Genomic DNA, 18,762 nt, shown 5'->3' with positions numbered 1-18,762 from the left:
GGCCGGCGGCACACCGCGGAGCGGCGTGCCGGTCCTCATCGGCACCGGCACGGAACGGCTGCCCGCAGGCTGGGAGGCCGGTTCCGGGCCACGCCTGTGGCGCGTGCGCGCGAGCGAGTACGCCGCACGGGCCGCCGCGGACGAGTGGCTTCTCGACGCCGAGGAACGGGCCCGGGTCCGGGCGTTCGTACGGGACCGTGACCGCGACCGGTACCGCGTCGCGCACGTGGTGCTGCGGCGCCTGCTCGGCGCGTACCTGGACGAGGACCCGGCGGCCGTCGGCCTCGTGCGGGAACCGTGCCCCGGCTGCGGCGAGCCGCACGGCCGCCCGGCCGTGGCCGGCGCGCCCTTCCACTTCTCCCTCGCGCACTCCGGCGACCTCGCCCTCCTCGCCTTCGCCGACACCCCCGTCGGCATCGACGTGGAGGCCGACCCGTCCTTGGAGGCGGCGGCCGAGATCGGCGCCATGCTGCACCCGCGTGAGCGCGCCGAGGTGGCCGCCGTACCGCACCGGGCCCGCCCCGCCTCGGTCGGCCGCTGCTGGACCCGGAAGGAGGCGTACCTCAAAGGCGTCGGCATCGGCCTCGGCGAGGACCCGGCGGTCACGTATGTGGGAGCCGGCCCTGCCCCCGCGGCCGTGCCCGGCTGGTCACTCACCGACGTCCCGGTCCCCGCCGGGCACGCTGCCGCCTGCGCCGTACGCCGGCCGGGGTGAGCCCTGCCGCCGTGCACCCGTCGTCGCTCACCGCAGCCGGCCGTCACGGCTTCGGCGCTTGACGACGGCCCGGCCCGGGGCTGCACTGGAATCACCGACGCTGCATCGACTCCGGCCAAGGGAGAGCAGCGATGACAACCATGGAAACGTTCAACCTTCTGCAGCCGTACAAGATCGCCGAGGAGACGTTCGTCATCCCGTGGGCCCTCGAGGCCCCGCCCGTCGGCCACTTCCCGATGAACTCGATGGTGATCCGGGGATCCGAACCGGTCATCGTGGACACCGGTGCGCCCGCGGTGCGCTCCCAGTGGCTGGAGGCAGCCTGGTCCGTCGTGGATCCCCTCGACGTACGGTGGATCTTCCTCACCCACGACGACCGCGACCACGCCGGCAACCTTCTGGCGGTCCTCGCCCAGTGCCCCAACGCGACCCTGCTGACGACATGGTTCTCCATCGGCCGCATGGCCGAGGAGTGGGAGACCCCGATCAACCGGTGCCGCTTCATGACCGACGGCGACACGATCGACGCGGGCGACCGCACCCTGGTCGCCAAACGGCCCCCGCTGTACGACAACCCCACGACCCGCGCGCTCTTCGATTCGAAGACCGACGTCCTGTGGGCCGTCGACACCTTCGCCATGAACGTGCCGGCCCCCGTGCCCGAGACGGCGGCGCTGTCCCCGGACGAATTCCGCGACGGCCAGCTCTTCGGCGGACGGCTGGTCTCCCCCTGGGTCGCCCTGACGGACGCCCGGAAGTTCGGGTCGGTCGTCACCGACTTCCAGCACCTGAACGCCGAGGTCGTCGCCGGCTGCCATACCCCGGTCCTCCGCGGCCCGCAGATCCCCGAGGCCTACGACCACCTCCGCCGGCTTCCCGACATGCCACCGTGGACGGAGTTCACCCAGGCCGACCTGGACCAGTGGATGGCGGTGGCCGAGAGCTCGGTCCCGCCGGAGCAGCCGCGGCCGTCGGGGACGTGAGGGGCGGCGCCGCGCGTAGTGCGACCCGCGTCACGTACCGGTGCCCGACACCTCGATCTCCGCCCACACCTGCTTGCCGCCGCTCAGCGGCAGCGAGCCCCAGGACGCCGTCGTCGCCTCGACGATGAGCAGACCGCGTCCGCCCGTCGCCTCCCAGTCGAGGTCCGCCGGGATCACCGGGGAGCGGGGGGAGGTGTCGTTCACGGCGATCCGCAGCCGGTCCGACGACAGCGTCAGGTCCAGTCCCACTTCGCCCTGGGTATGGGCGATGGCGTTGGTGACGAGCTCGGACACCACCAGCAGCGCGATGTCCACCTCCTCCCGCACGCCCCAGGAGCGCAGCGTGCGCGCGGCGAAACGCCGGGCGTGGAGCACGGCGTTCGTCAGCCGCCACACCGTCCAGTGGGTCCGCAGGGGACGCACTCTGGACCCGTCGTAGCGCAACAGCAGCACCGCGACGTCGTCGTCGCGCCCGTCGGCGGTGCCGAGGAGTTCGTCGGCCACCCTCCCGATGTCGGAAGGGTCCGCGGCACCGAGGGCCTCGCCCACGCGGCGCATGCCGTCCTCCAGGGGGAGGTGCGCCGACTCCACCAGGCCGTCGGTGAGCAGCATGAGCAGGGTGCCGGGCACCAGACCCGCCTCGGTCATGGTGAACTCGGCGTCCGCGAGCACGCCCAGCGGCGGCCCGCCCTCCACCACCAGCTCCTCGGTCCTGCCGTCCGGGTGGCGCAGCACCGGCGGCAGGTGGCCCGCCCGGACGAAGATGGCGATGCCCTCCTCCATGTCCAGATCGACGTACAGGCAGGTGGCGAAGAGGTCCGTCTCCATGCCGACGAGCAGCCGGTTGGCGCGCGAGACGACCACGTCGGGGGGATGGCCCTCCACCGCGTAGGCGCGGACCGCCGTACGCATCTGGCCCATGATGGTGGCGGCCGCGGCGCTGTGGCCCTGCACGTCGCCGATGACGAGAGCCACGTGCCCGTCGGAGAGCGGGATGACGTCGTACCAGTCGCCGCCGACCTCCAGTCCCACGGTCGCGGGCAGATAGCGGGCGACCGCCACGCCGCCGGGCAGCACCGGAAGCTTGCGGGGCAGCAGGCTGCGCTGGAGCATCCTCGCCAGTTCGTGCCCCGCGTCGAGGGCGTGGGCGCGTCTGAGGGCGTTGCCGACCAGTCCGGCGACCGCCGTCAGCAGTGACCGCTCCTCCGGGGCGAACTCGTGCTCGATGTCCCAGCCCACCAGGCACACGCCGATGAGGCGTCCGTCGGCCGGGAGCGGGACGACCGCCAGGCCGCCGGGGCCGATGCCGAGGAGACCGGGTTCCAGGTCGGCGCCGGGCGGCCACAGGCTCATATGGCCGTCCCGCAGGGCGTTCTGCAGCGTGGGCAGCGAGTGGCACGACGCGTCCGGCCACTCGGACCGCCACTCCGTCTGCCACACGCCCGGCCACGCGTCCGGCTCCGGCGGGTCGAGGATGGTGACCAGCAGCCGGTCGGCGTCCAGCTCCGCGACGGCGATCCGGCTCGCGTCCAGCGGCTGGCGCAGTGCGTCGACGACCATGCGGCTGACGTCCCGCACGGTGCTCGCCCCCGCCAGCCGGGCGGACAGCCCCTGCACGATGGCGACCTCGTCGTCGGTGGGACGCAGATAGACGGCGTCCGCGACCACACCGAGCACCCGTTCGGGCATGCCGTCGGCGCCGAACCTCAGCCGGCAGCGCAGACCCAGCCAGCGCAGCTCACCGCCCGGCCGGCGGATACGGAACGCCAGCTGTTCCCCGGACGACGACAGCCTGCCCGGCTCGACCACGGCCATCAGCGCCGGAATGTCGTCGGGGACGGCGCAGGACAGCAGTGTCTCCACCCGCGAGTCGAAGTCCTCGGGGGCGATCCCGAGGAGCTCCAGCACGCGCTCGTCCGCCTCCATGTGCCCGGTGTCCAGCGTCAGGGTGAACGCGCCGCTGTGGAGCGGTACCAGCGTGGGCCCCGGATGCGTCCTGGGCCCCGACCGTCCGACGACGCGGGCCGGCACGGACTCGAGTCCGGCGGCCACCTGATCGGCGTAGAGCTCCAGCAGGCTCCGGCGGTCGGCGTCGAACCCGTCCGCCGTCTCGCCCGCGACCACCAGACAGCCCAGCTTGGCGGCCCCGTGGCCCAGCGGCAGGGCGCCCAGCGAGAACTTTGGCGGCAGCGTCCCGGGGCCCACGGGCGTCACTCCACGCGGGTCGCTGGAGGTGTACGCGGACAGCTCCGCGGGGCTCAGCCACAGGGGCCGGGCGGCGCGGAAGGCGTCCGTGGCGGGGGAGCGGCTGCCGAGGCCGAGCACGGCCGGCAACCCGTACGTCCCGCCGCGGTCGCCCACGACCTCGGCCAGCCGTAGCTCGTCGCCACCCTCGGTGAGGACGTAGACAGCGGCCAGCTCGGCCCCGCAGAACGCAAAACTCGCCCGTGACAACGCGCACCGCCTCCGTACGCGGTCATGTACCGCGCTGTTCCCCATGCTGCCGTTGTTCGCGGGGTCGGAGCTAGTCAGAGGACGAAGATGATGCGCCGGGCGGGCCTCCTCGGCCCCGTGGAGCCCGGGAGTCGCGGGGGCCGGAGGCCGGGAAACGCCGAGGAGGGGACTGCCGCCGGACAGCCCCCTCCTGGCGTGAACACCCGGCGGTCCGTCGCTAGAGCGCGACGTCCCCGCACAGGTGAACCTCGAGGCCGAGCTCGGCGAAGAGCGCGGCCTTGGCCCGCAGCGCCTTGTCCGCGGTCTCCGCGTCCGGCGCGTATGCCACGTTCAGGTGGTTTGCGCGGTGGCGGGCCATGAACTGGTCGCGGCTGACGCCGTGCAGTACGGCGTGCATGATCGGCCACTGCCGGTTCGTCGCCTCGAGCCTGCGCTCCGTCTCCTCCTCCGGCAGTTCCACCGCGCTCGCCCGGCCCATGTCGACGTGGAGCTTTCCGTCCATCAGGAAGACCCGCGACCAGACGACCTCACCCGGCTTGGAGACGCCGCTGAGCGTGCCGCCGCCGAGCGGGAAGAACATGGGCGGCTGGCGCATGCTCCACGACTTGTCGTATCCGCCGTTGTGGGACGCGGGCACGGAGCCCGAGATCTCGAAGACCCATACGAACCGGCCCTCGTACTCCTCGCCCCACCGGATGTCGTGCAGCGTCGTGGCGGGGTCGAGACCCATCGCCGTCCAGATCCGGTTGGTGACCAGGGAGTCGACGGCCACGCCCTCGTCGACCTCGTTGAAGTGCGGCAGCGGCGCTCCCGCGTACAGCTCGCGCGCGCCGTCGCGGCTGAGCACCGGCGGCCGCTGGACGTTGTTGAGCAGACCCTCCGCCAGGTCGCTCGCCGGGACCATGTCCTTGAGGCCCTGCTGGTACTGGATGCCGACGGCGTCGAGACCGAAGTCGTCGGAGATCCGCATTGCGGCTATGTACATCTTGAACTGGCTGAGCAGCTGGGCGTCGGTGAGCTCCGTCGCCTCGTCCGTGCCGGTGTGGAAGGTCATCCCCGCCTTGTCGAGCCACACCCGCACGGCCTGGGCCTCCTCGTCGGAGACCTTTCGCATCTCGGCCACCAGGGCGCTCTGGGACAGGCGCTCCTTGTAGATGCCCAGGGGATTGAGCAGCTCGTCGTCGATGATGGCGTTGTACATGCCCATGCAGCCCTCGTCGAAGACGCCGATGATCGCCTTCTCCTCGCGCAGCTGCCGGGCCAGCGCCACACCCAGCTCGGTCTCCGGGTCCTCGGGGAGGGCCGGCAGGTCGCGGACGTGGCCGGTGTCGTGGACGAGGGTGCCGGTCTCCAGCCAGGTGCGCAGTCCCTGCCGCGCCCACTCGTCGGTGAAGTCGACGCTCCACAGGACCGAGTAGGCGATGTCCGCCTTGGTGAGGCTGCCCGCGAGGTTCAGCAGGCCGACCAGGCCCGGGTACTCGCCGTTCCAGTTGGCGACGATCAGGATCGGCCCGCGGTGGCTGCGCAGGCCGGCGATCACGTGGTGGCTGTACTGCCAGACGCCCTCGACGACGATCAGCGGGGCGTCCCTGGGGATGTTCTTGAAGACCTCGATGCCGGCGCGCTGGCTGTCGATGAAGCCGTGGCCCTTCTCCGGGTCGACCTCGTGTCCGCGCCGGACCTGCCGGCCGAGATCGGCGAGCGCCGCGGCCAGGTCGCTCTCGAGCTTCTGCTGCGCCGGCCAGCAGGTGGTGTTGGCGCTGGGGCGCAGGTCGCCGCTGGCCACGGTGTAGACGGTGCCCGGCTCCGCGGCGGGTGCCCGGTGCGGCTCGGGAAGGGTGTAGGAGGTCATGCGCTCTCGGTCTCCGTAGTGTGTTGCGGGGGTACGGGGTGGGCCGGGTGGGTTTCCCGGGTTCAGCGGTCCTGAAGTGCGGCGAGCGAGTGGACGACAGCGGCGGTGTCCGGGTAGAGCCGGCGGTAGAGCGCGTACAGCTCGTCGTACCGCGCGGTGTTCTCCGCCCTGGGTGTCACGGTCCGCCGGACGGGGTTCCACTCGTCGACGGACGCGTCGGTGACCAGCTGCGCGGCGAGCAGCGCGCCGCCGTAGCTCGCGCCGATGGACGTCGAACGCAGCTCCTGCGGTCTGCCGGTGATGTCGGAGACGATCTGGGTCCACAGGGCGCCCTGGGTGCCGCCGCCGACGGCCACCACCCGGCGGATGTCACCGCCGGCGGCCTCGAGGACCTCGATGTTGTGGCGGACGCCGAAGCCGGTGGCCTCGAGCGCGGCACGGTAGAGGTCGCCGCGGGTGTGGGACAGGGTCAGCCCCGCGATGACGCCGCGGGCCTCGGGGTCCATGACGGGGGTCCGTTCGCCGGAGAAGTACGGCAGCATCAGCAGGCCGTTGGCGCCGGGGCCCGCCGCTTCCGCGAGGCTCAGCAGCTCGGGATGGTCCGCGGCGCCCACCAGGTCGCGCAGCCAGTTCGTCACGGCGCCGGACGTGGCCATGCCGCCGGCCAGGTTGCGGGTGCCGGGAAGCGCTCCCACGGTGCCCCACAGGGACGGGCTGGTCAGCGGCTTCGGCACCGTGTGGATCAGGAACATCGTCGTGCCGTACATCAGCATCAGATCGCCGGTCCGCTGGGCGCCGACGCTCAGCGCTTCCGCCCAGGCGTCGATGGTGCCCGTGGTGACGGGGATGCCGGCGGGCAGGTTCGCCGCGCGTGCCGCCTCTGCGGTGAGCACGCCGGCCGACTCGCCGGACCAGGCCAGGGCGGGCAGTTCGATGCCGGGGGCCACGGCCTGTGCCCAGGGCGTGTACCACTCCTGGGCCGTCGTGTCGTACAGCGGCGTGCACTGGCTGGCCGAGTGGTGGTCGAGGACGTAGGCGCCGGTGAGCTTGCGCACCAGCCAGGAACTCGGCATGTACAGGCGGCGTGCCCGCGCGTACAGCTCGGGCTCCTCCTCGGCGATCCACGCGATCTTCGGGCCGGCCGCCTGGGTGGTGAGGGCGGAGCCGCAGCGGGCGAGGATCTCGTCGGGGCCCAGTTGCTCGTCGAGGCGTTCGATCTGGCGGACGGCGCGGGTGTCGACCCCGTAGAGCACGGCCGGGCGCAGGGGCTCGTCGTGCTCGTCGGTGAGCAGGACGCACGGGCCCATGCCGCTGACGCCCACGGCGATCACGGCGGCGTCGGCAGGGGCGGTCAGCTCCCGCGTCAGCTCGGTGAACTCACGCCACCAGACGGCGGCGTCCATCTCGAACCGCCCGGGACCGGGGCGTGCGGGGGTGTGCTCCCTGACGGCGGAGCGCAGCAGCGTGCCGTCGAGTCCGACGAGGACCCCCTTGCTGCTGGACGTGCCGATGTCCACACCGATGACTGCGTTGCGAAGCATGGCGTGCACGCTGGCAGAAATCGATTTCAGCGTCAAGCCCTCCGTATCGGATCCCTGCACAATCGAAGAATCTTGCCCTGGGTGCCTTGACACGGTCCGGGCCTGTACCTACTTTGCCGTGAAATGGATTTCAGGCGTCGCAGCGACGTACTCGGTCCTTTCCCGCGTTCCCCGCCGGCAGTTGTGGCGCGCGGTGCACATCCCAGAACCTCACCCCCGCGAGAGCAGACAGAACCATGACGACCTTTGGACTCGACGGCCTCTCCCGTAAGGCGCGTGCCGTCAGCCGCTCCATCAGCGCCGAGAACTTCACCGGCGCCAAGTCGGGCGGCGGCAGGGCCACCGAGGGGACGGGGGCGGTCGCGGCCTCCCGGCTCGGACCGGGCTGGAAGATCTCGCCCAGCATCGACATCGCGGCCGGCGAGACCGCGACCCTCGCCGACATCGAGGGCCCCGGCACCATCCGCCACCTGTGGTGCACCACCGCCCCGCACGCCGCCTGGCGCAGCACCCTGCTGCGCGTCTACTGGGAGGGCGAGGAGACCCCGGCGGTCGAGGTGCCGCTCGGCGACTTCTTCTGCAACGGCTGGAACACGTTCAGCCAGGTGTCGTCGGTCCCCGTCGCGGCCAACCCCAACGGCGGGTTCAACGCCTACTGGCCGATGCCGTTCCGCCGCGCGGCCCGCATCACCCTGGAGAACCTGTCCGCGGAGACGGTGACGCTGTACTACCAGGTCGACTACGAGCTCGGCGAGGTCCCCGAGGACTCCACGTACTTCCACGCACAGTGGCGCCGCAGCCACCCCGTTCCCTTCGGCGAGGAGCACACCCTCCTCGAGGGCGTCACCGGCGCGGGCAGCTACGTCGGCACCTACCTCGCCTGGGGCGTCAACAGCCCCGGCTGGTGGGGCGAGGGCGAGCTGAAGTTCTTCATGGACGGTGACGAGGAGTTCCCCACGATCTGCGGAACCGGGACCGAGGACTACTTCGGCGGCGCCTGGAACTTCGACGTCCCCGGCCAGGGCTACACCGCCTACACCACGCCCTACCTCGGCCTGAACCAGATCCTGCGCCCCGACGGCCTCTACAGCAGCCAGCAGCGGTTCGGAATGTACCGTTGGCACATTCTCGACCCCGTCCACTTCTCGGAGGACCTGCGGATCACGGTGCAGAGCCTGGGCATCGGCCCCGGTCAGGGCAACGGCCTGCCGCACCGCTACCGCCACACGAGCGACGACATCGCCAGCACCGCCCTGTTCTACCTGGACGCGCCGAGCAGCGCCTCGCTGCCGCGGACCCCTGATCTGCTCACCCTCGAGGTCGACTGACGGCCACGGTGAGCCCCGGGGCCGACGACCGCGCCCCCGACCCCCCGTACGACCCGCACCAGGAACACGACCCCCCCACGCTCCCACCCTCTCCCTCTCACCTCCGACAGGAGCGCGCGCATGCTCCAGCACGGCAACGACGCCGGGCATCCGGCCCCGACACGCCGCCGTTTCCTCACCGCGCTTGCCGGCGCGGGCGTCGCCACCGCGGCGTCCGGCCTGCTCAGCGGCTGCGGCACGGCCCAGGCGAAGGACGGCCCCCTGCAGTTCTGGAACTTCTACGGACCGCAACGATCGCCCGACCCGGCCGTCAACGCCCAGTCCAAGTGGTTCGTCGACATGGTCGACAAGTGGAACGCCACCCACAAGACCAAGATCGAACTGGTCTACCTCCCGCAGCCGACCTACCTCAACGGTTTCAAGCTGCCCTCCGCCTTCGCCACCGGCCAGGGCCCGGACATCTTCCTGCTCAGCCCCGGCGACTTCCTGCGCTACTACAACGGCGGCGTCCTCGCGGACCTGACCCCGCACATGGACAAGCAAGCCGTCGCCGACTTCGGCACCGCGCTCGACAGCCGCACCGTCGACGGCAAGGTCTACGCCCTCCCCATGGAGGTCGAACCGCTGTCGATGTTCTACGCCGTCGACGCCTGGGAGAAGGCCGGACTGTCCGAGGCCGACATCCCCACCACGTGGGACCAGATGCTCGACATCGGCGACAAGCTGCGCACGAAGACCCGGGCCGGCCTCGTCTTCGAGACCAACCCCGGCTACTACCAGAACTTCACCTGGTACCCGTGGATGTGGCAGGGCGGCGGTGACGTCCTCGACAAGCAGGGCAACGTCGCCTTCGACTCGCCGGCCACCCGCCAGGCCCTGCAGTTCTGGCAGGACTCCGTACGCCACGGCATCACGCCGCGGACCCTGCCCGCCGCCGGAGACGTCATCAGCGGCTTCAAGGCCGGGAACGTCGCGATGTGGCAGCAGGGCATCTGGCAGGTCTCCAGCTTCAAGGCGTACGCCCCCGACTACCGGTACGGCGTCTTCAAGCTCCCCGCGCCCGAGGGCGGCGAATACACCACCGCACTCGGCGGCTGGTCCTTCTGCGCCAACGCGCAGGGCCGCAACCCGGACGCCGCGGCCGAGTTCTGCGCCTGGGCGCTCGGATCCATGAGCGACGACTCCATCGACCGGATGGTCGACTGGTGCACCCGCGCCAAGTCGGACGTGGCGCCCCGCGCCACCGCCCTTGAACGCGGCGCCGCCAAGGGCGGCTACGACTCCGAGGCGATGAAGAAGTTCAAGGACGAGGTGTTCCCCGGCGGCCGCGCGGAACCGCGCTACCCACCGGTCGTCTACAAGGCGATCTCCGACGCCATCCAGGGCACCATGCTCGCCGGCCGCAGTGTGGCGAGTGAGACAGAAAGAGCCGCCGAGTCGATCGCGGCCTACGCCAAGAGCTACCAGGGGGCGAGCCTGATATGAGCAGTGTCGCCGCACAGGACCACCGGCCCGCCGCCGCGCCCGCGGCCCCGGCGCCACCACCGCCCCGGCGCGGGCTCGGCCGCAAGCAGCGCGAGTGGATCGCCGCCGGTCTCTTCCTCGCGCCGGACGCCATCGGCCTGACGCTCTTCGTCGCCATCCCGATGGTGCTCTCGATCCTCCTGAGCTTCTTCCAGGTCAGCGGCTTCGGCAGCTACGAGTGGATCGGGCTCGGCAACTACGAGCGCATGATGAACGACCCGCTGTTCTGGGACTCGATGAAGGTCACCGGCCTGTACGTGGTGATTCTCGTCCCCGTCCTGTTCTGCGTGAGCCTCGGCCTCGGGCTGCTCGTCAAGCAGAAGCTCCCCGGCATGGGGGCCTACCGCACCGCGCTCTTCCTGCCCTACGTCGTCAGCCTCGTCGTCGTCGGCGTGCTGTGGAAGTTCCTCCTCGACGAGCAGGTCGGCGCGGTCAACCGGGCCATGCGGGCGATCGGGCTCGAGGGGGAGTCCTGGCTCGGCGACCCCACCCTCGCGCTGGGCTGCGTCATCGCCGTCATGGTGTGGGTGATGATGGGCTACTACATGATCATCTTCCTTGCGGGGCTCCAGGAGATCCCCAAGGAGTACTACGAGGCCGCGAAGATCGACGGCGCCGGGCCGTGGACCACGTTCCGCACCATCACCTGGCCGCTGCTGCGCCCCACCAGCTTCTTCGTCCTGCTGATGTCTACGGTCGCCGCCATCACCGGCGGACTCGACCTGATCTTCGTCCTCACCAACGGCGGCCCCGCCAACGGCACCTCGCTGGCGATCTTCTACATCTACCAGCAGGCGTTCGGATTCGGGGAGTACGGCTACGCGTCGGCCATGGGCTCGTTCCTGGTGCTGATCATGGTCGTCTGCTCCGCGGTGATCTTCAAGCTCACGAGAGGCGGGAGGTTCGACGATGGCGAGTGAAGTGAATGCGGTGGGCGGCCGGCGGCTGTTCTCCGGACGCGTCGGACTGACCGCGCTGGCGGCCTTCGCGGCGGTCATCAGCGTCCTGCCGGTGTTGTGGATGGTCTCCGCGGCCTTCAAGACCCGCTCGACGGTGACCGACGGGAACCTGATCCCGACGGAGTTCACGATCCAGAACTTCGTCTACGTCTTCACCGAGGTCCCGTTCGTCCGCTACCTCTGGAACAGCTTCTTCATCTCGGCCGTCATCACGATCGCCGCGCTGCTGTTCCACTCGATGGCCGCGTACGCGCTGGCACGGCTGCGGTTCCCCGGCCGGGAGAAGATCTTCATGGCGATCTTCTCGACCCTCCTGGTCACCGCGCCCGTGGTGCTGATCCCGCTCTTCATCGTCGCTCGGGAGCTGGGCCTGCTCGACAGCTACGCGGGACTGATCATCCCGGCCATCTTCAACGCCTTCGGCATCTTCCTGCTCCGCCAGTTCTACCTGGGGCTGCCCAAGGAACTCGAGGAGGCGGCGGTCCTCGACGGCTGCGGTCACTGGCGCGTCTACTGGAACATCGTCCTGCCGATGTCCCGGCCGATCCTCTCCGCACTGGCGGTGTTCTTCTTCCTCGCCAACTGGAACGCGTTCGTCTGGCCGCAGGTCGCCACCAGCGACCAGAGCCTGACGGTGGTCCAGCTCGGGATCGCCTCGTTCCAGACGCAGTACCTCTCCAACTGGAACTACATCCTGGCGGCGGCGACGGTCGCGGCACTGCCGATGCTCGCGCTGTTCTTCACCTTCCAGCGGCAGATCGTCGAATCGATCAAGACGTCCGGCATGAAGTAGCTCCACGTGTCACGCCACGCGCCCCGGCCCCCGGCCGGGGCGCGTGCCGTTGCCGGCGCATGTCCGGAGAGGCATTCACCTCCCAGGCCCGGTGGCATACGCGAGCGGCGGTGCGATCGCCTGGGCGTCCGCTCCCTCCCCGACCCACAACCCGATGAACAGCGCGGCGGTCGCCTCCAGCAGCCCGGCCCGCTCCAGGCCGCCCCCGGCCACAGGCTCACAGCCCGTATTCCGCACCAACTCGCTCACGAGCGCGAGCGCCGCCCCGTCGTCCCCGCAGACCGGAACGGCCAAGGGCCGACCGTCGAAGGCGGGCGGATCCATCCGCCACACGTCCTCGTGGCAGAGGTTGAACGCCTTGACCACATGGGCGCCCGGTGCCGCCGCGGCCAGCCGCCGCGCGGCCGAAGGGCCGCCGTCCGTCAGCAGACGGAAACCCGGCCCCACCGGATTGGAGCAGTCGAGCAGCACCTTCCCGTCCAGGGCCGCGTGCAGCTCCCGCGCAACGTCCTCTCCCGCTCCGTAAGGCAGTGCGGCCAGCACCGCTTCACCGAACTCGGCCGCCATGCGCAGACTCCCGTGCCGCGTCCCGCCGCCCAGGCGCCCGGCGAGCCGCTGCGCTCCGGGCTCGTCCCTTCCCCCGACGGCCACCTCATGCCCTGCCCGCACCCAGTGCGTGGCGAGCGCGTCCGCCATGTTGCCCGTTCCCAGCACGCCGATCCGCATCGAACGCCCCTCTCTCCGTGCTTGCTCTGCACCGTTCGGGACAACGCTAGAGAGCCCGTCAGGCACCATTCGGTACGTGACGACCGACTCCTTCCTCGCCGACTGCCGGGCCCGCCTCGCCTTCGATCTTCTCTCCAACACCTGGAGCGCCGTGGTGCTCTGGGCCCTGCGCGACGGCCCCGGGCGTCCGAGGGAACTGCGCGAGCGAATAGGCGGCATCAGCTCCAAAGTCCTCACCGAGACGTTGCGGCGCCTTCAGTTCAACGGGCTGGTGGAACGCCACGCGTTTGCCGAGGCGCCGCCCCGGGTCGAGTACCGGCTCACCGCCCTGGGCCGGACGTTGCTGGTCCCCATCGAGGCGTTCGGCGCATGGGCATTCGAGCACGGCGACGAAGTCATGGCCGCCCAGGACCGCGAGGCCGCCGGCGCTCCCCGTCCTCAGCCGTGACCGACGCTGCAGAAAACCGTTTCGCGTCCCGGGGAGACGCCCCTACTGTGGCGCGGTGACAACTCGGATGATCATTCTCAACGGTGGTTCCAGCTCTGGGAAGTCCGGGATCGTGCGGTGCCTCCAGGCCGTACTGCCGGATCCCTGGCTGGCGTTCGGGGTCGACTCGTTCGTCGACGCGCTGCCCGCGAAGATGCAGGCGTCGGACGCGGGGCTCGAGATCGCGCCGGACGGCCGAGTGAGCGTCGGGGCGGACTTCCGGGCACTGGAGGCGGCCTGGACCGAGGGCATCGTGGCGATGGCCGGTGCGGGCGCGCGAATCATCGTCGACGACGTCTTCCTCGGCGGCGCGGCGTCACAGCAGCGGTGGCAGAAGGCACTTGGCGGACTGCCCGCGCTGTGGGTCGGCGTCAGATGCGAGAGCGCGGTCGCCGCGGGCCGCGAGATCGCACGGGGTGACCGTGCCCGGGGGATGGCCGCGTCGCAGGCGGACGCGGTTCACCAAGGGGTGACCTACGACGTGGAGGTCGACACGACGCACACCGAATCCCTGGCGTGTGCGCGCGCGATCGCCGCCCACGTCGGCTGATCGACGCTGTTGAACCTCAACGGACGCCGGGGGAGGGGACCGTGGGGGAAGAGCCGTCGCTCGGCGTGGTTCTGCTGGTGATGACGCTCGTGGGGGCGGGGGCTGCCGTGGTCGGCGGGGCTGTCATCGTTTCGATGATCGGACTCGTGCTCTGGGCGAAATCCTTTTGGCGGCGGAAACGCGGGAAAAAGCCTGACCGCCGCATGGAGCGGCCACAGCCCGGACGCCTCGGCCGGACCGAGCTGTCGCGCGCCCCAGGACAGGACCGCCGTCCCGCATGGAGCGGCCCCCTGCCTGTACGGGGCGGCCCCGTCCCCCGGTCACCCGCCCACGGGCCGGGCCCGGCCCGGAGACGTCACGCACTCGCACCGGGCCACGCCCGAGAAGTCCGCCCCCGGGGCACCCCGACGCCGGCGGGCCACCCACCGAAGCGGCGGCACGGCCGGCCCACGCCCCGCCGGGGCGACATGCAGCCGAGACCGGGCCACGCCGACAGCGTCGCCCGTCGGACCCGCCCGGCCGCCCGGATCCGCCGGCCGCCCGGGCCCGCCCGGCCGTCCGGACCCACCGGATCAGCCCGGCCGCCCGGCCGTCCGGCCGTCCGGACCCACCGGATCAGCCCGGCGCCCGGATCCGCCGGCCGCCCGGCCGGGCCCGCGTCACGCCTGGCTCGGCCCCGCCGTGCTCTCGCGCGGCTTGAGCGTCGTACGCAGCACCACCGTCTGAAGGAGCGCCGCGCTGCCCGCCATCCGCTGGAGCAGCAGTTCCGCCGCCGTGCGCCCGAGGTCGTAGGACGGCAGCTCGACCGTCGTGAGCGAGGGCCGCACCAGTGACGCCCAAGGCACGTCGCCGAAGGACAGGACGCCGACCGCCGGCGGCGCCTGCCCCGCTTCGCGCAGGGCCTGGAGCGCGCCCACGGTCATCAGGTTGTTCGCCACGAAGACGGCGTCCGGCGGCTCGGGGAGGGCGAGCAGTTCCTGCATGGCTGCCCGGCCGCCCTCGACGCGGAAGTCGGCATGGCGGATGTAGGACGCGGCCCGCGCCGGGTCGCCGGAGTCGTTGCCCAGTTCGCCACGGAGGGCGGACCGGTAGCCGGCGAGGCGCTCTTCGGAGGTGGAGGCCCCCGCGGGGCCGGTGATGCAGGCGACCCGCTGGTATCCGGCCCGGAGCAGGTGGCGGGTGGCGACCTCGCCGCCGTGCTGGTTGTCCACCATGACGGCGTCGACGTCGGCGTCGTGGGGCCGGCGGTCGACGGCCACCACCGGCATTCCTCTGGCCATGAGCGGGCTGAGGTCGGTCCGGTCGCGTGAGGCGGCGGCGACGATGACTCCGGCCATCTGTTCGCCCATGACGATGTCGATGTAACGGCGTTCCTTCTCGACGTCCTCGTCGGAGTTGCACAGGACGACCGACATGCCGGTGCGCTGCGCGGCGTCCTCGACGCCGCGGGCGAGCGAGGTGAAGAACGGGTTCTCGATGTCGGGGATGATGAGGCCGATCACGCTCGACTGCTGTTTGCGCAGCGACCGGGCGAGCCGGTTGGGCGCGAAGCCGAGCTCGGCGGCGGCCTGCCGTACGGACTCGGCACGAGCGGCTGTGACGTTGCCGCCGTTGAAGACCCGCGACACCGTCGCCGGCGACACTCCGGCCGCACGCGCCACGTCCTGAATCGTCACCACTGTCGTGTCCACACCTTTCGTCCGCTGCGCAGACCCGCGCAGCCGCCACGCGGCCGCACGCCACGCATCCCGCTGCCGGCGTGCCGCGCCGGGCCGGCGCGTAGCCGCGGGGTGGTGCCGCACCAGCCGGTTCGCCGTGGGTTCCTTGACTTTACCCGCCCCTGAAAAGGATTTCTCTGCTGGCCCCAGGCAAATCGTCAGCCCAGGTGTTTCCGTGGGGTCCCCTCTGTCGTCGCCCTGTGTCCTCGCGCCCGGCAATGTCGTGCGGAGCAGGGGCTTCACGGATATTTGTATGCTGCACGAGCATTTTCTGCAATCGATTTCACGCCAAGCTCCTCGGCATCGTGACTCCGGCCCCTGGCGAGGGCCGGACCGGAGGCCCGGGCGCGGCCGGACCGGGACGCCGGCCCGGCATGCCATCGGTCGCCCCGGCGGCCCGGTCCTGTGACCCTGGTGGCATGCGACGAGGAAGTGACAGTGCGAAGGTCCGCAGGGTCTACGAAGAGCCCGGTCCGGACGACGGCCTCCGGGTCCTCGTCGACCGGCTGTGGCCACGCGGTCTGAGCAAGGACGCGGCGCACGTCGACGAGTGGCCCAAGGCGCTGACACCGTCGTCGGAGCTGCGGCGCTGGTTCCACGGACCGGACGGGGAGTACGAGGAGTTCCGGCGACGCTACGAGGCCGAGCTCGCCGAACCCGCCGCCGCGGAAGCGCTGCGGAAACTGCGCACTCTTGCCGCCGAAGGGCCGGTCACGCTGCTGACAGCGTCCAAGGAGCCGGACCGCAGCCACGCCGCCGTGCTGCGGAGCCTGCTCTGACACCCGCTCAACTCTCCGAAGCCGACGGCAACTTGGATCAGGAGCCGTATCGTGGACCGCGGTGGCGCTCCGGCGACGGTCCGGCAGCCGCCCCGGAACGAAAGGCCCACCGAGTGCACCTGCCCACCGACGATCCGGCGGCGCCCTGGATGACTCCCGTGCCCGGCGGTGCCGTGGAGCTCCGCGACGACCGGCGCGGCACCAGCTGGCGCACCGAGCTCGCCCCGTTCCTGCTCGGCACGTATCCCGTCACCACGGGCCTCCACCGTGCCGTCACAGGAGCCGACCCCACTCCGGATCCCGCCGCCCACCTCACCGCCGACCCCGCCGCGAACGGAGCGGCACCCGTGACGAACATCAGCTGGCTCGACGCGATCGAACTGTGCAACCAGGCGTCGGCCCGGGCCGGGTTCGGCCGGGCCTACTCCCGCGACGCGCGCAGCGGCGAGGTGACATGGGACCGGGCGTCGGACGGCTACCGACTGCCGACCGAGGCGGAGTGGCAGTACGCCTGCAAGGCGGGCACCAGCGGTTACCGCTACGGCGACATCGACGACATCGCCTGGTACGCGGACAACTCCGGCGGCCGGGCCCACGACGTCGGCGGCAAGAAGCCCAACCCCTGGGGCCTGCACGACATGCTGGGCAATGTGTGGGAGTGGTGCTGGGACCTCTACGACGAGGAGGTCTACGGCTCCTACCGCATCTTCCGAGGCGGCGGCTGGGCCGAGTCGGCGCGCGGCTGCGGAGCCTCCGTGCGACGCCGCAGCCACCCCACGTTCGCGATCGACGACCTCGGCCTCCGGCTCGCCCGGACCGTGCGAAGCGCCTGAGCCGAACCGTCGGCGCTCCCTGTCCCGGCCGGCCAAGGACGGGCAGGAGCCCCGATCGCCGGCTTCGACGTGCCCACCCGGGAGCTGCCCGCGGGTGTCCGGCACATCCTCGGGCCATGCGTGCCGCGGCCTTGGTCACCGGCCTCGACGACGCGTCGCTCCCCGCCCCGGGCATTCCGGCCGTGCGGCTCCTGGAGCGACTCGGCGGGCGAGGTGAAACTCCCGGCAGCCTCGGCCTGCTGCGGCATCGCAGGGCGAGAAGGTCCTGCTAGAGGCGTAGCCGAGGGGCCTCCGCGGCAGGGTCCACCGGACCGGTCAGCCGGCCCGCCAGCTCACGGGCCCAGCCGGTCAGCCCCGGCACGTCGATGGCATGCGGCGCGGGGAAGCCGGCGATCCGGTCGGCGCCGCGCAGCAGCAGACGGGCGCCGCCCGCGGTGTTGCCCCGCGCCGCGTGGGTGAGCCCCACCGCGAGCTGGGCCAGGCCGCGCCACAGCTCACGTTCGTCCTCGGGGCCGGACTTCCAGGCGTCCTCGAACACCTCGTGCGCATGGAACGGCATCCCGGCGTCGAGCAGCCGCTGCGCCTCGGAGAGCGTCTCGGCGGGCGTGCGCAGCACACCTTCCGGCTGGCGTTCCACGCCGGGCGCGCCATGGGGGAGGGGGCGCCCCAGCCCGTCCCGGGGGCGGGCGTTGCGCGCCCGGCCCTCGGCGTCGCGGTCTCTGCGTGCCTTGTCCATGCCGCAATTGTCCCTCGTACGCCTCCACCGGCGACGGGCGGTGTGGCCACATGCCACCGCGTCGCAGGCCGGGCGTCCGACGACCCCGCAGAGTGAGGTAATGTTCTCTTGCGCGCTCAGCCAGGGAATCCGGCGGAACCGCGCACCGGGACGTGGCGCAGCTTGGTAGCGCACTTGACTGGGGGTCAAGGGGTCGCAGGTTCAAATCCTGTCGTCCCGACTCGAGAGAGTCGTAGATCCAGGGGCCGTTTCAGAGCGATCTGAAACGGCCCCTGGATCGTTTTCGGGACCAGTTCCGGTGACCACTTGGGGACCGACCCGCCTTGACCGCGTCCGCGGCGACCACGATCGGGCCTGGCCGCGGCGTCCTGGACGTCCTACCCACCCCGACTGACCGCCGGCGAGGCGGCCGACCTGCCGCGCAACTCCCGCAGCGGCTGCGGGAACCGCTTGTCGGCAGCAAGGAACGGCCGGCGGAGCGCTTCGGTATCGAAGAGTTCTGGCGCCGCGTCGCCGAACGCACCGGAGGCCGTCCGCGCACCGCCCCGTGGGACGCCGGCGCCGATCTGACGACCCTCGCGTCGGCACTGTCTCCGGCGGAGAGCTCAACCGGATCATCAGCCAACTGCCCTCCGGCTGCACCGTCCTGTTCGGCGAGGCCGACCTGGCGGCCGACCGAAGGCGAGCCCTGCCGCGCGCGGGGCTCGCCTGGGGCGCAAAACGGATGTGCCGCGCGAGGGGGCGGAGCGCCGCCCCGACCGTGCGGCGCGCGTCGCCGGGGCGG

General features: G+C 71.6%; 17 protein-coding genes and 1 tRNA gene. 12 read left to right on the top strand and 6 right to left on the bottom strand.

Annotated elements, in window-relative coordinates; translation table 11 throughout:
• The first annotated feature begins 94 nt into the window (after positions 1 to 94).
• Both AB0K36_RS23155 and AB0K36_RS23150 read left to right on the top strand, forming a co-directional pair.
• Positions 95 to 715 carry a 4'-phosphopantetheinyl transferase family protein gene (locus AB0K36_RS23155; RefSeq protein WP_435877919.1) on the top strand — a complete coding sequence of 207 codons (621 nt, stop codon included), beginning with the start codon at positions 95 to 97 and terminating at the stop codon, positions 713 to 715.
• A gap of 131 nt (positions 716 to 846) precedes the next feature.
• Positions 847 to 1,698: an MBL fold metallo-hydrolase gene (locus AB0K36_RS23150; RefSeq protein ID WP_364597508.1), complete on the top strand. Its 852-nt coding sequence runs from the start codon at positions 847 to 849 to the stop codon at positions 1,696 to 1,698.
• A gap of 30 nt (positions 1,699 to 1,728) precedes the next feature.
• Here the strand turns inward: AB0K36_RS23150 and AB0K36_RS23145 are convergent, their stop codons facing one another.
• The 3 genes from AB0K36_RS23145 to AB0K36_RS23135 all read right to left on the bottom strand — a co-directional run bounded on the left by AB0K36_RS23145 (position 1,729) and on the right by AB0K36_RS23135 (position 7,545).
• On the bottom strand, positions 1,729 to 4,152 hold the full coding sequence (locus tag AB0K36_RS23145) for a SpoIIE family protein phosphatase (RefSeq protein ID WP_364597505.1): 2,424 nt from the start codon (positions 4,150 to 4,152) through the stop codon (positions 1,729 to 1,731).
• Positions 4,153 to 4,369: 217 nt separating this feature from the next.
• Positions 4,370 to 6,004, bottom strand: coding sequence for a fucose isomerase (locus tag AB0K36_RS23140; protein ID WP_364597502.1), 1,635 nt, complete (start codon positions 6,002 to 6,004; stop codon positions 4,370 to 4,372).
• A gap of 62 nt (positions 6,005 to 6,066) precedes the next feature.
• Positions 6,067 to 7,545 (bottom strand): FGGY-family carbohydrate kinase, encoded by a 1,479-nt coding sequence (locus AB0K36_RS23135; RefSeq protein WP_364597499.1) that lies wholly within the window; start codon positions 7,543 to 7,545, stop codon positions 6,067 to 6,069.
• A gap of 236 nt (positions 7,546 to 7,781) precedes the next feature.
• On the opposite strand from AB0K36_RS23135, the gene AB0K36_RS23130 reads away from it, so the two are divergent.
• From AB0K36_RS23130 to AB0K36_RS23115, 4 genes are all read left to right on the top strand, one after another.
• Positions 7,782 to 8,873, top strand: a complete 1,092-nt coding sequence (locus AB0K36_RS23130) for a glycoside hydrolase family 172 protein (RefSeq protein WP_364597497.1) — start codon at positions 7,782 to 7,784, stop codon at positions 8,871 to 8,873.
• A 120-nt stretch (positions 8,874 to 8,993) separates the two neighbouring features.
• A complete protein-coding gene (locus AB0K36_RS23125) occupies positions 8,994 to 10,358 on the top strand; it encodes an ABC transporter substrate-binding protein (RefSeq protein ID WP_364597495.1) in 1,365 nt (454 codons plus the stop codon).
• Positions 10,355 to 11,317: a carbohydrate ABC transporter permease gene (locus tag AB0K36_RS23120; protein WP_364597493.1), complete on the top strand. Its 963-nt coding sequence runs from the start codon at positions 10,355 to 10,357 to the stop codon at positions 11,315 to 11,317. The genes AB0K36_RS23125 and AB0K36_RS23120 overlap by 4 nt, the downstream gene beginning before the upstream one ends.
• On the top strand, positions 11,307 to 12,149 hold the full coding sequence (locus AB0K36_RS23115; RefSeq protein ID WP_364597490.1) for a carbohydrate ABC transporter permease: 843 nt from the start codon (positions 11,307 to 11,309) through the stop codon (positions 12,147 to 12,149). The genes AB0K36_RS23120 and AB0K36_RS23115 overlap by 11 nt, the downstream gene beginning before the upstream one ends.
• A 75-nt stretch (positions 12,150 to 12,224) precedes the next feature.
• Here the strand turns inward: AB0K36_RS23115 and AB0K36_RS23110 are convergent, their stop codons facing one another.
• A complete protein-coding gene (locus AB0K36_RS23110; RefSeq protein WP_364597487.1) occupies positions 12,225 to 12,875 on the bottom strand; it encodes an NADPH-dependent F420 reductase in 651 nt (216 codons plus the stop codon).
• Positions 12,876 to 12,951: 76 nt separating this feature from the next.
• Here AB0K36_RS23110 and AB0K36_RS23105 point away from each other — a divergent pair, with 76 nt between their 5' ends.
• The gene (locus tag AB0K36_RS23105) at positions 12,952 to 13,323 is read left to right on the top strand and encodes a winged helix-turn-helix transcriptional regulator (RefSeq protein WP_364597484.1); all 372 of its coding nucleotides are present in this window, start codon (positions 12,952 to 12,954) and stop codon (positions 13,321 to 13,323) included.
• Positions 13,324 to 13,378: 55 nt separating this feature from the next.
• A complete protein-coding gene (gene cpt, locus AB0K36_RS23100; RefSeq protein WP_364597481.1) occupies positions 13,379 to 13,912 on the top strand; it encodes a chloramphenicol phosphotransferase CPT in 534 nt (177 codons plus the stop codon).
• Between the two features lie 659 nt (positions 13,913 to 14,571).
• Here cpt and AB0K36_RS23095 read toward each other — a convergent pair.
• Positions 14,572 to 15,591 (bottom strand): LacI family DNA-binding transcriptional regulator, encoded by a 1,020-nt coding sequence (locus AB0K36_RS23095; protein WP_364597478.1) that lies wholly within the window; start codon positions 15,589 to 15,591, stop codon positions 14,572 to 14,574.
• Positions 15,592 to 16,049: 458 nt separating this feature from the next.
• Between AB0K36_RS23095 and AB0K36_RS23090 the strand changes: the two genes are divergently transcribed.
• Both AB0K36_RS23090 and AB0K36_RS23085 read left to right on the top strand, forming a co-directional pair.
• On the top strand, positions 16,050 to 16,409 hold the full coding sequence (locus AB0K36_RS23090; protein ID WP_364597475.1) for a DUF488 domain-containing protein: 360 nt from the start codon (positions 16,050 to 16,052) through the stop codon (positions 16,407 to 16,409).
• Positions 16,410 to 16,558: 149 nt separating this feature from the next.
• A complete protein-coding gene (locus AB0K36_RS23085) occupies positions 16,559 to 17,242 on the top strand; it encodes a formylglycine-generating enzyme family protein (protein ID WP_364597586.1) in 684 nt (227 codons plus the stop codon).
• A 268-nt stretch (positions 17,243 to 17,510) separates the two neighbouring features.
• Here AB0K36_RS23085 and AB0K36_RS23080 read toward each other — a convergent pair whose 3' ends face one another.
• Complete coding sequence (locus tag AB0K36_RS23080) at positions 17,511 to 17,978, bottom strand: DUF309 domain-containing protein (protein WP_189465120.1); 468 nt, start codon at positions 17,976 to 17,978, stop codon at positions 17,511 to 17,513.
• Positions 17,979 to 18,124: 146 nt separating this feature from the next.
• On the opposite strand from AB0K36_RS23080, the gene AB0K36_RS23075 reads away from it, so the two are divergent.
• Positions 18,125 to 18,198: transfer RNA gene (locus AB0K36_RS23075), tRNA-Pro, on the top strand.
• Between the two features lie 103 nt (positions 18,199 to 18,301).
• Positions 18,302 to 18,762: DUF2267 domain-containing protein (locus AB0K36_RS23070; RefSeq protein WP_364597472.1), on the top strand; the 461-nt coding region annotated here is incomplete at its 3' end.

Source organism: Streptomyces kurssanovii, from assembly GCF_040677245.1.
GTDB classification, from domain to species: Bacteria; Actinomycetota; Actinomycetes; order Streptomycetales; family Streptomycetaceae; genus Streptomyces; species Streptomyces kurssanovii.
Note: the sequence above shows the minus strand (reverse complement) of the source record. Positions and strands in the feature narration are given on the sequence as shown.

Coding starts and splice junctions, on each gene's coding strand:
- AB0K36_RS23150 (WP_364597508.1), top strand. CDS start 847: ATGACAACCATGGAAACGTTCAACCTTCTGCAGCCGTACAAGATCGCC.
- AB0K36_RS23140 (WP_364597502.1), bottom strand. CDS start 6,004: ATGACCTCCTACACCCTTCCCGAGCCGCACCGGGCACCCGCCGCGGAG.
- AB0K36_RS23135 (WP_364597499.1), bottom strand. CDS start 7,545: ATGCTTCGCAACGCAGTCATCGGTGTGGACATCGGCACGTCCAGCAGC.
- AB0K36_RS23130 (WP_364597497.1), top strand. CDS start 7,782: ATGACGACCTTTGGACTCGACGGCCTCTCCCGTAAGGCGCGTGCCGTC.
- AB0K36_RS23125 (WP_364597495.1), top strand. CDS start 8,994: ATGCTCCAGCACGGCAACGACGCCGGGCATCCGGCCCCGACACGCCGC.
- AB0K36_RS23120 (WP_364597493.1), top strand. CDS start 10,355: ATGAGCAGTGTCGCCGCACAGGACCACCGGCCCGCCGCCGCGCCCGCG.
- AB0K36_RS23115 (WP_364597490.1), top strand. CDS start 11,307: ATGGCGAGTGAAGTGAATGCGGTGGGCGGCCGGCGGCTGTTCTCCGGA.
- AB0K36_RS23110 (WP_364597487.1), bottom strand. CDS start 12,875: ATGCGGATCGGCGTGCTGGGAACGGGCAACATGGCGGACGCGCTCGCC.
- AB0K36_RS23090 (WP_364597475.1), top strand. CDS start 16,050: ATGCGACGAGGAAGTGACAGTGCGAAGGTCCGCAGGGTCTACGAAGAG.
- AB0K36_RS23085 (WP_364597586.1), top strand. CDS start 16,559: ATGACTCCCGTGCCCGGCGGTGCCGTGGAGCTCCGCGACGACCGGCGC.
- AB0K36_RS23080 (WP_189465120.1), bottom strand. CDS start 17,978: ATGGACAAGGCACGCAGAGACCGCGACGCCGAGGGCCGGGCGCGCAAC.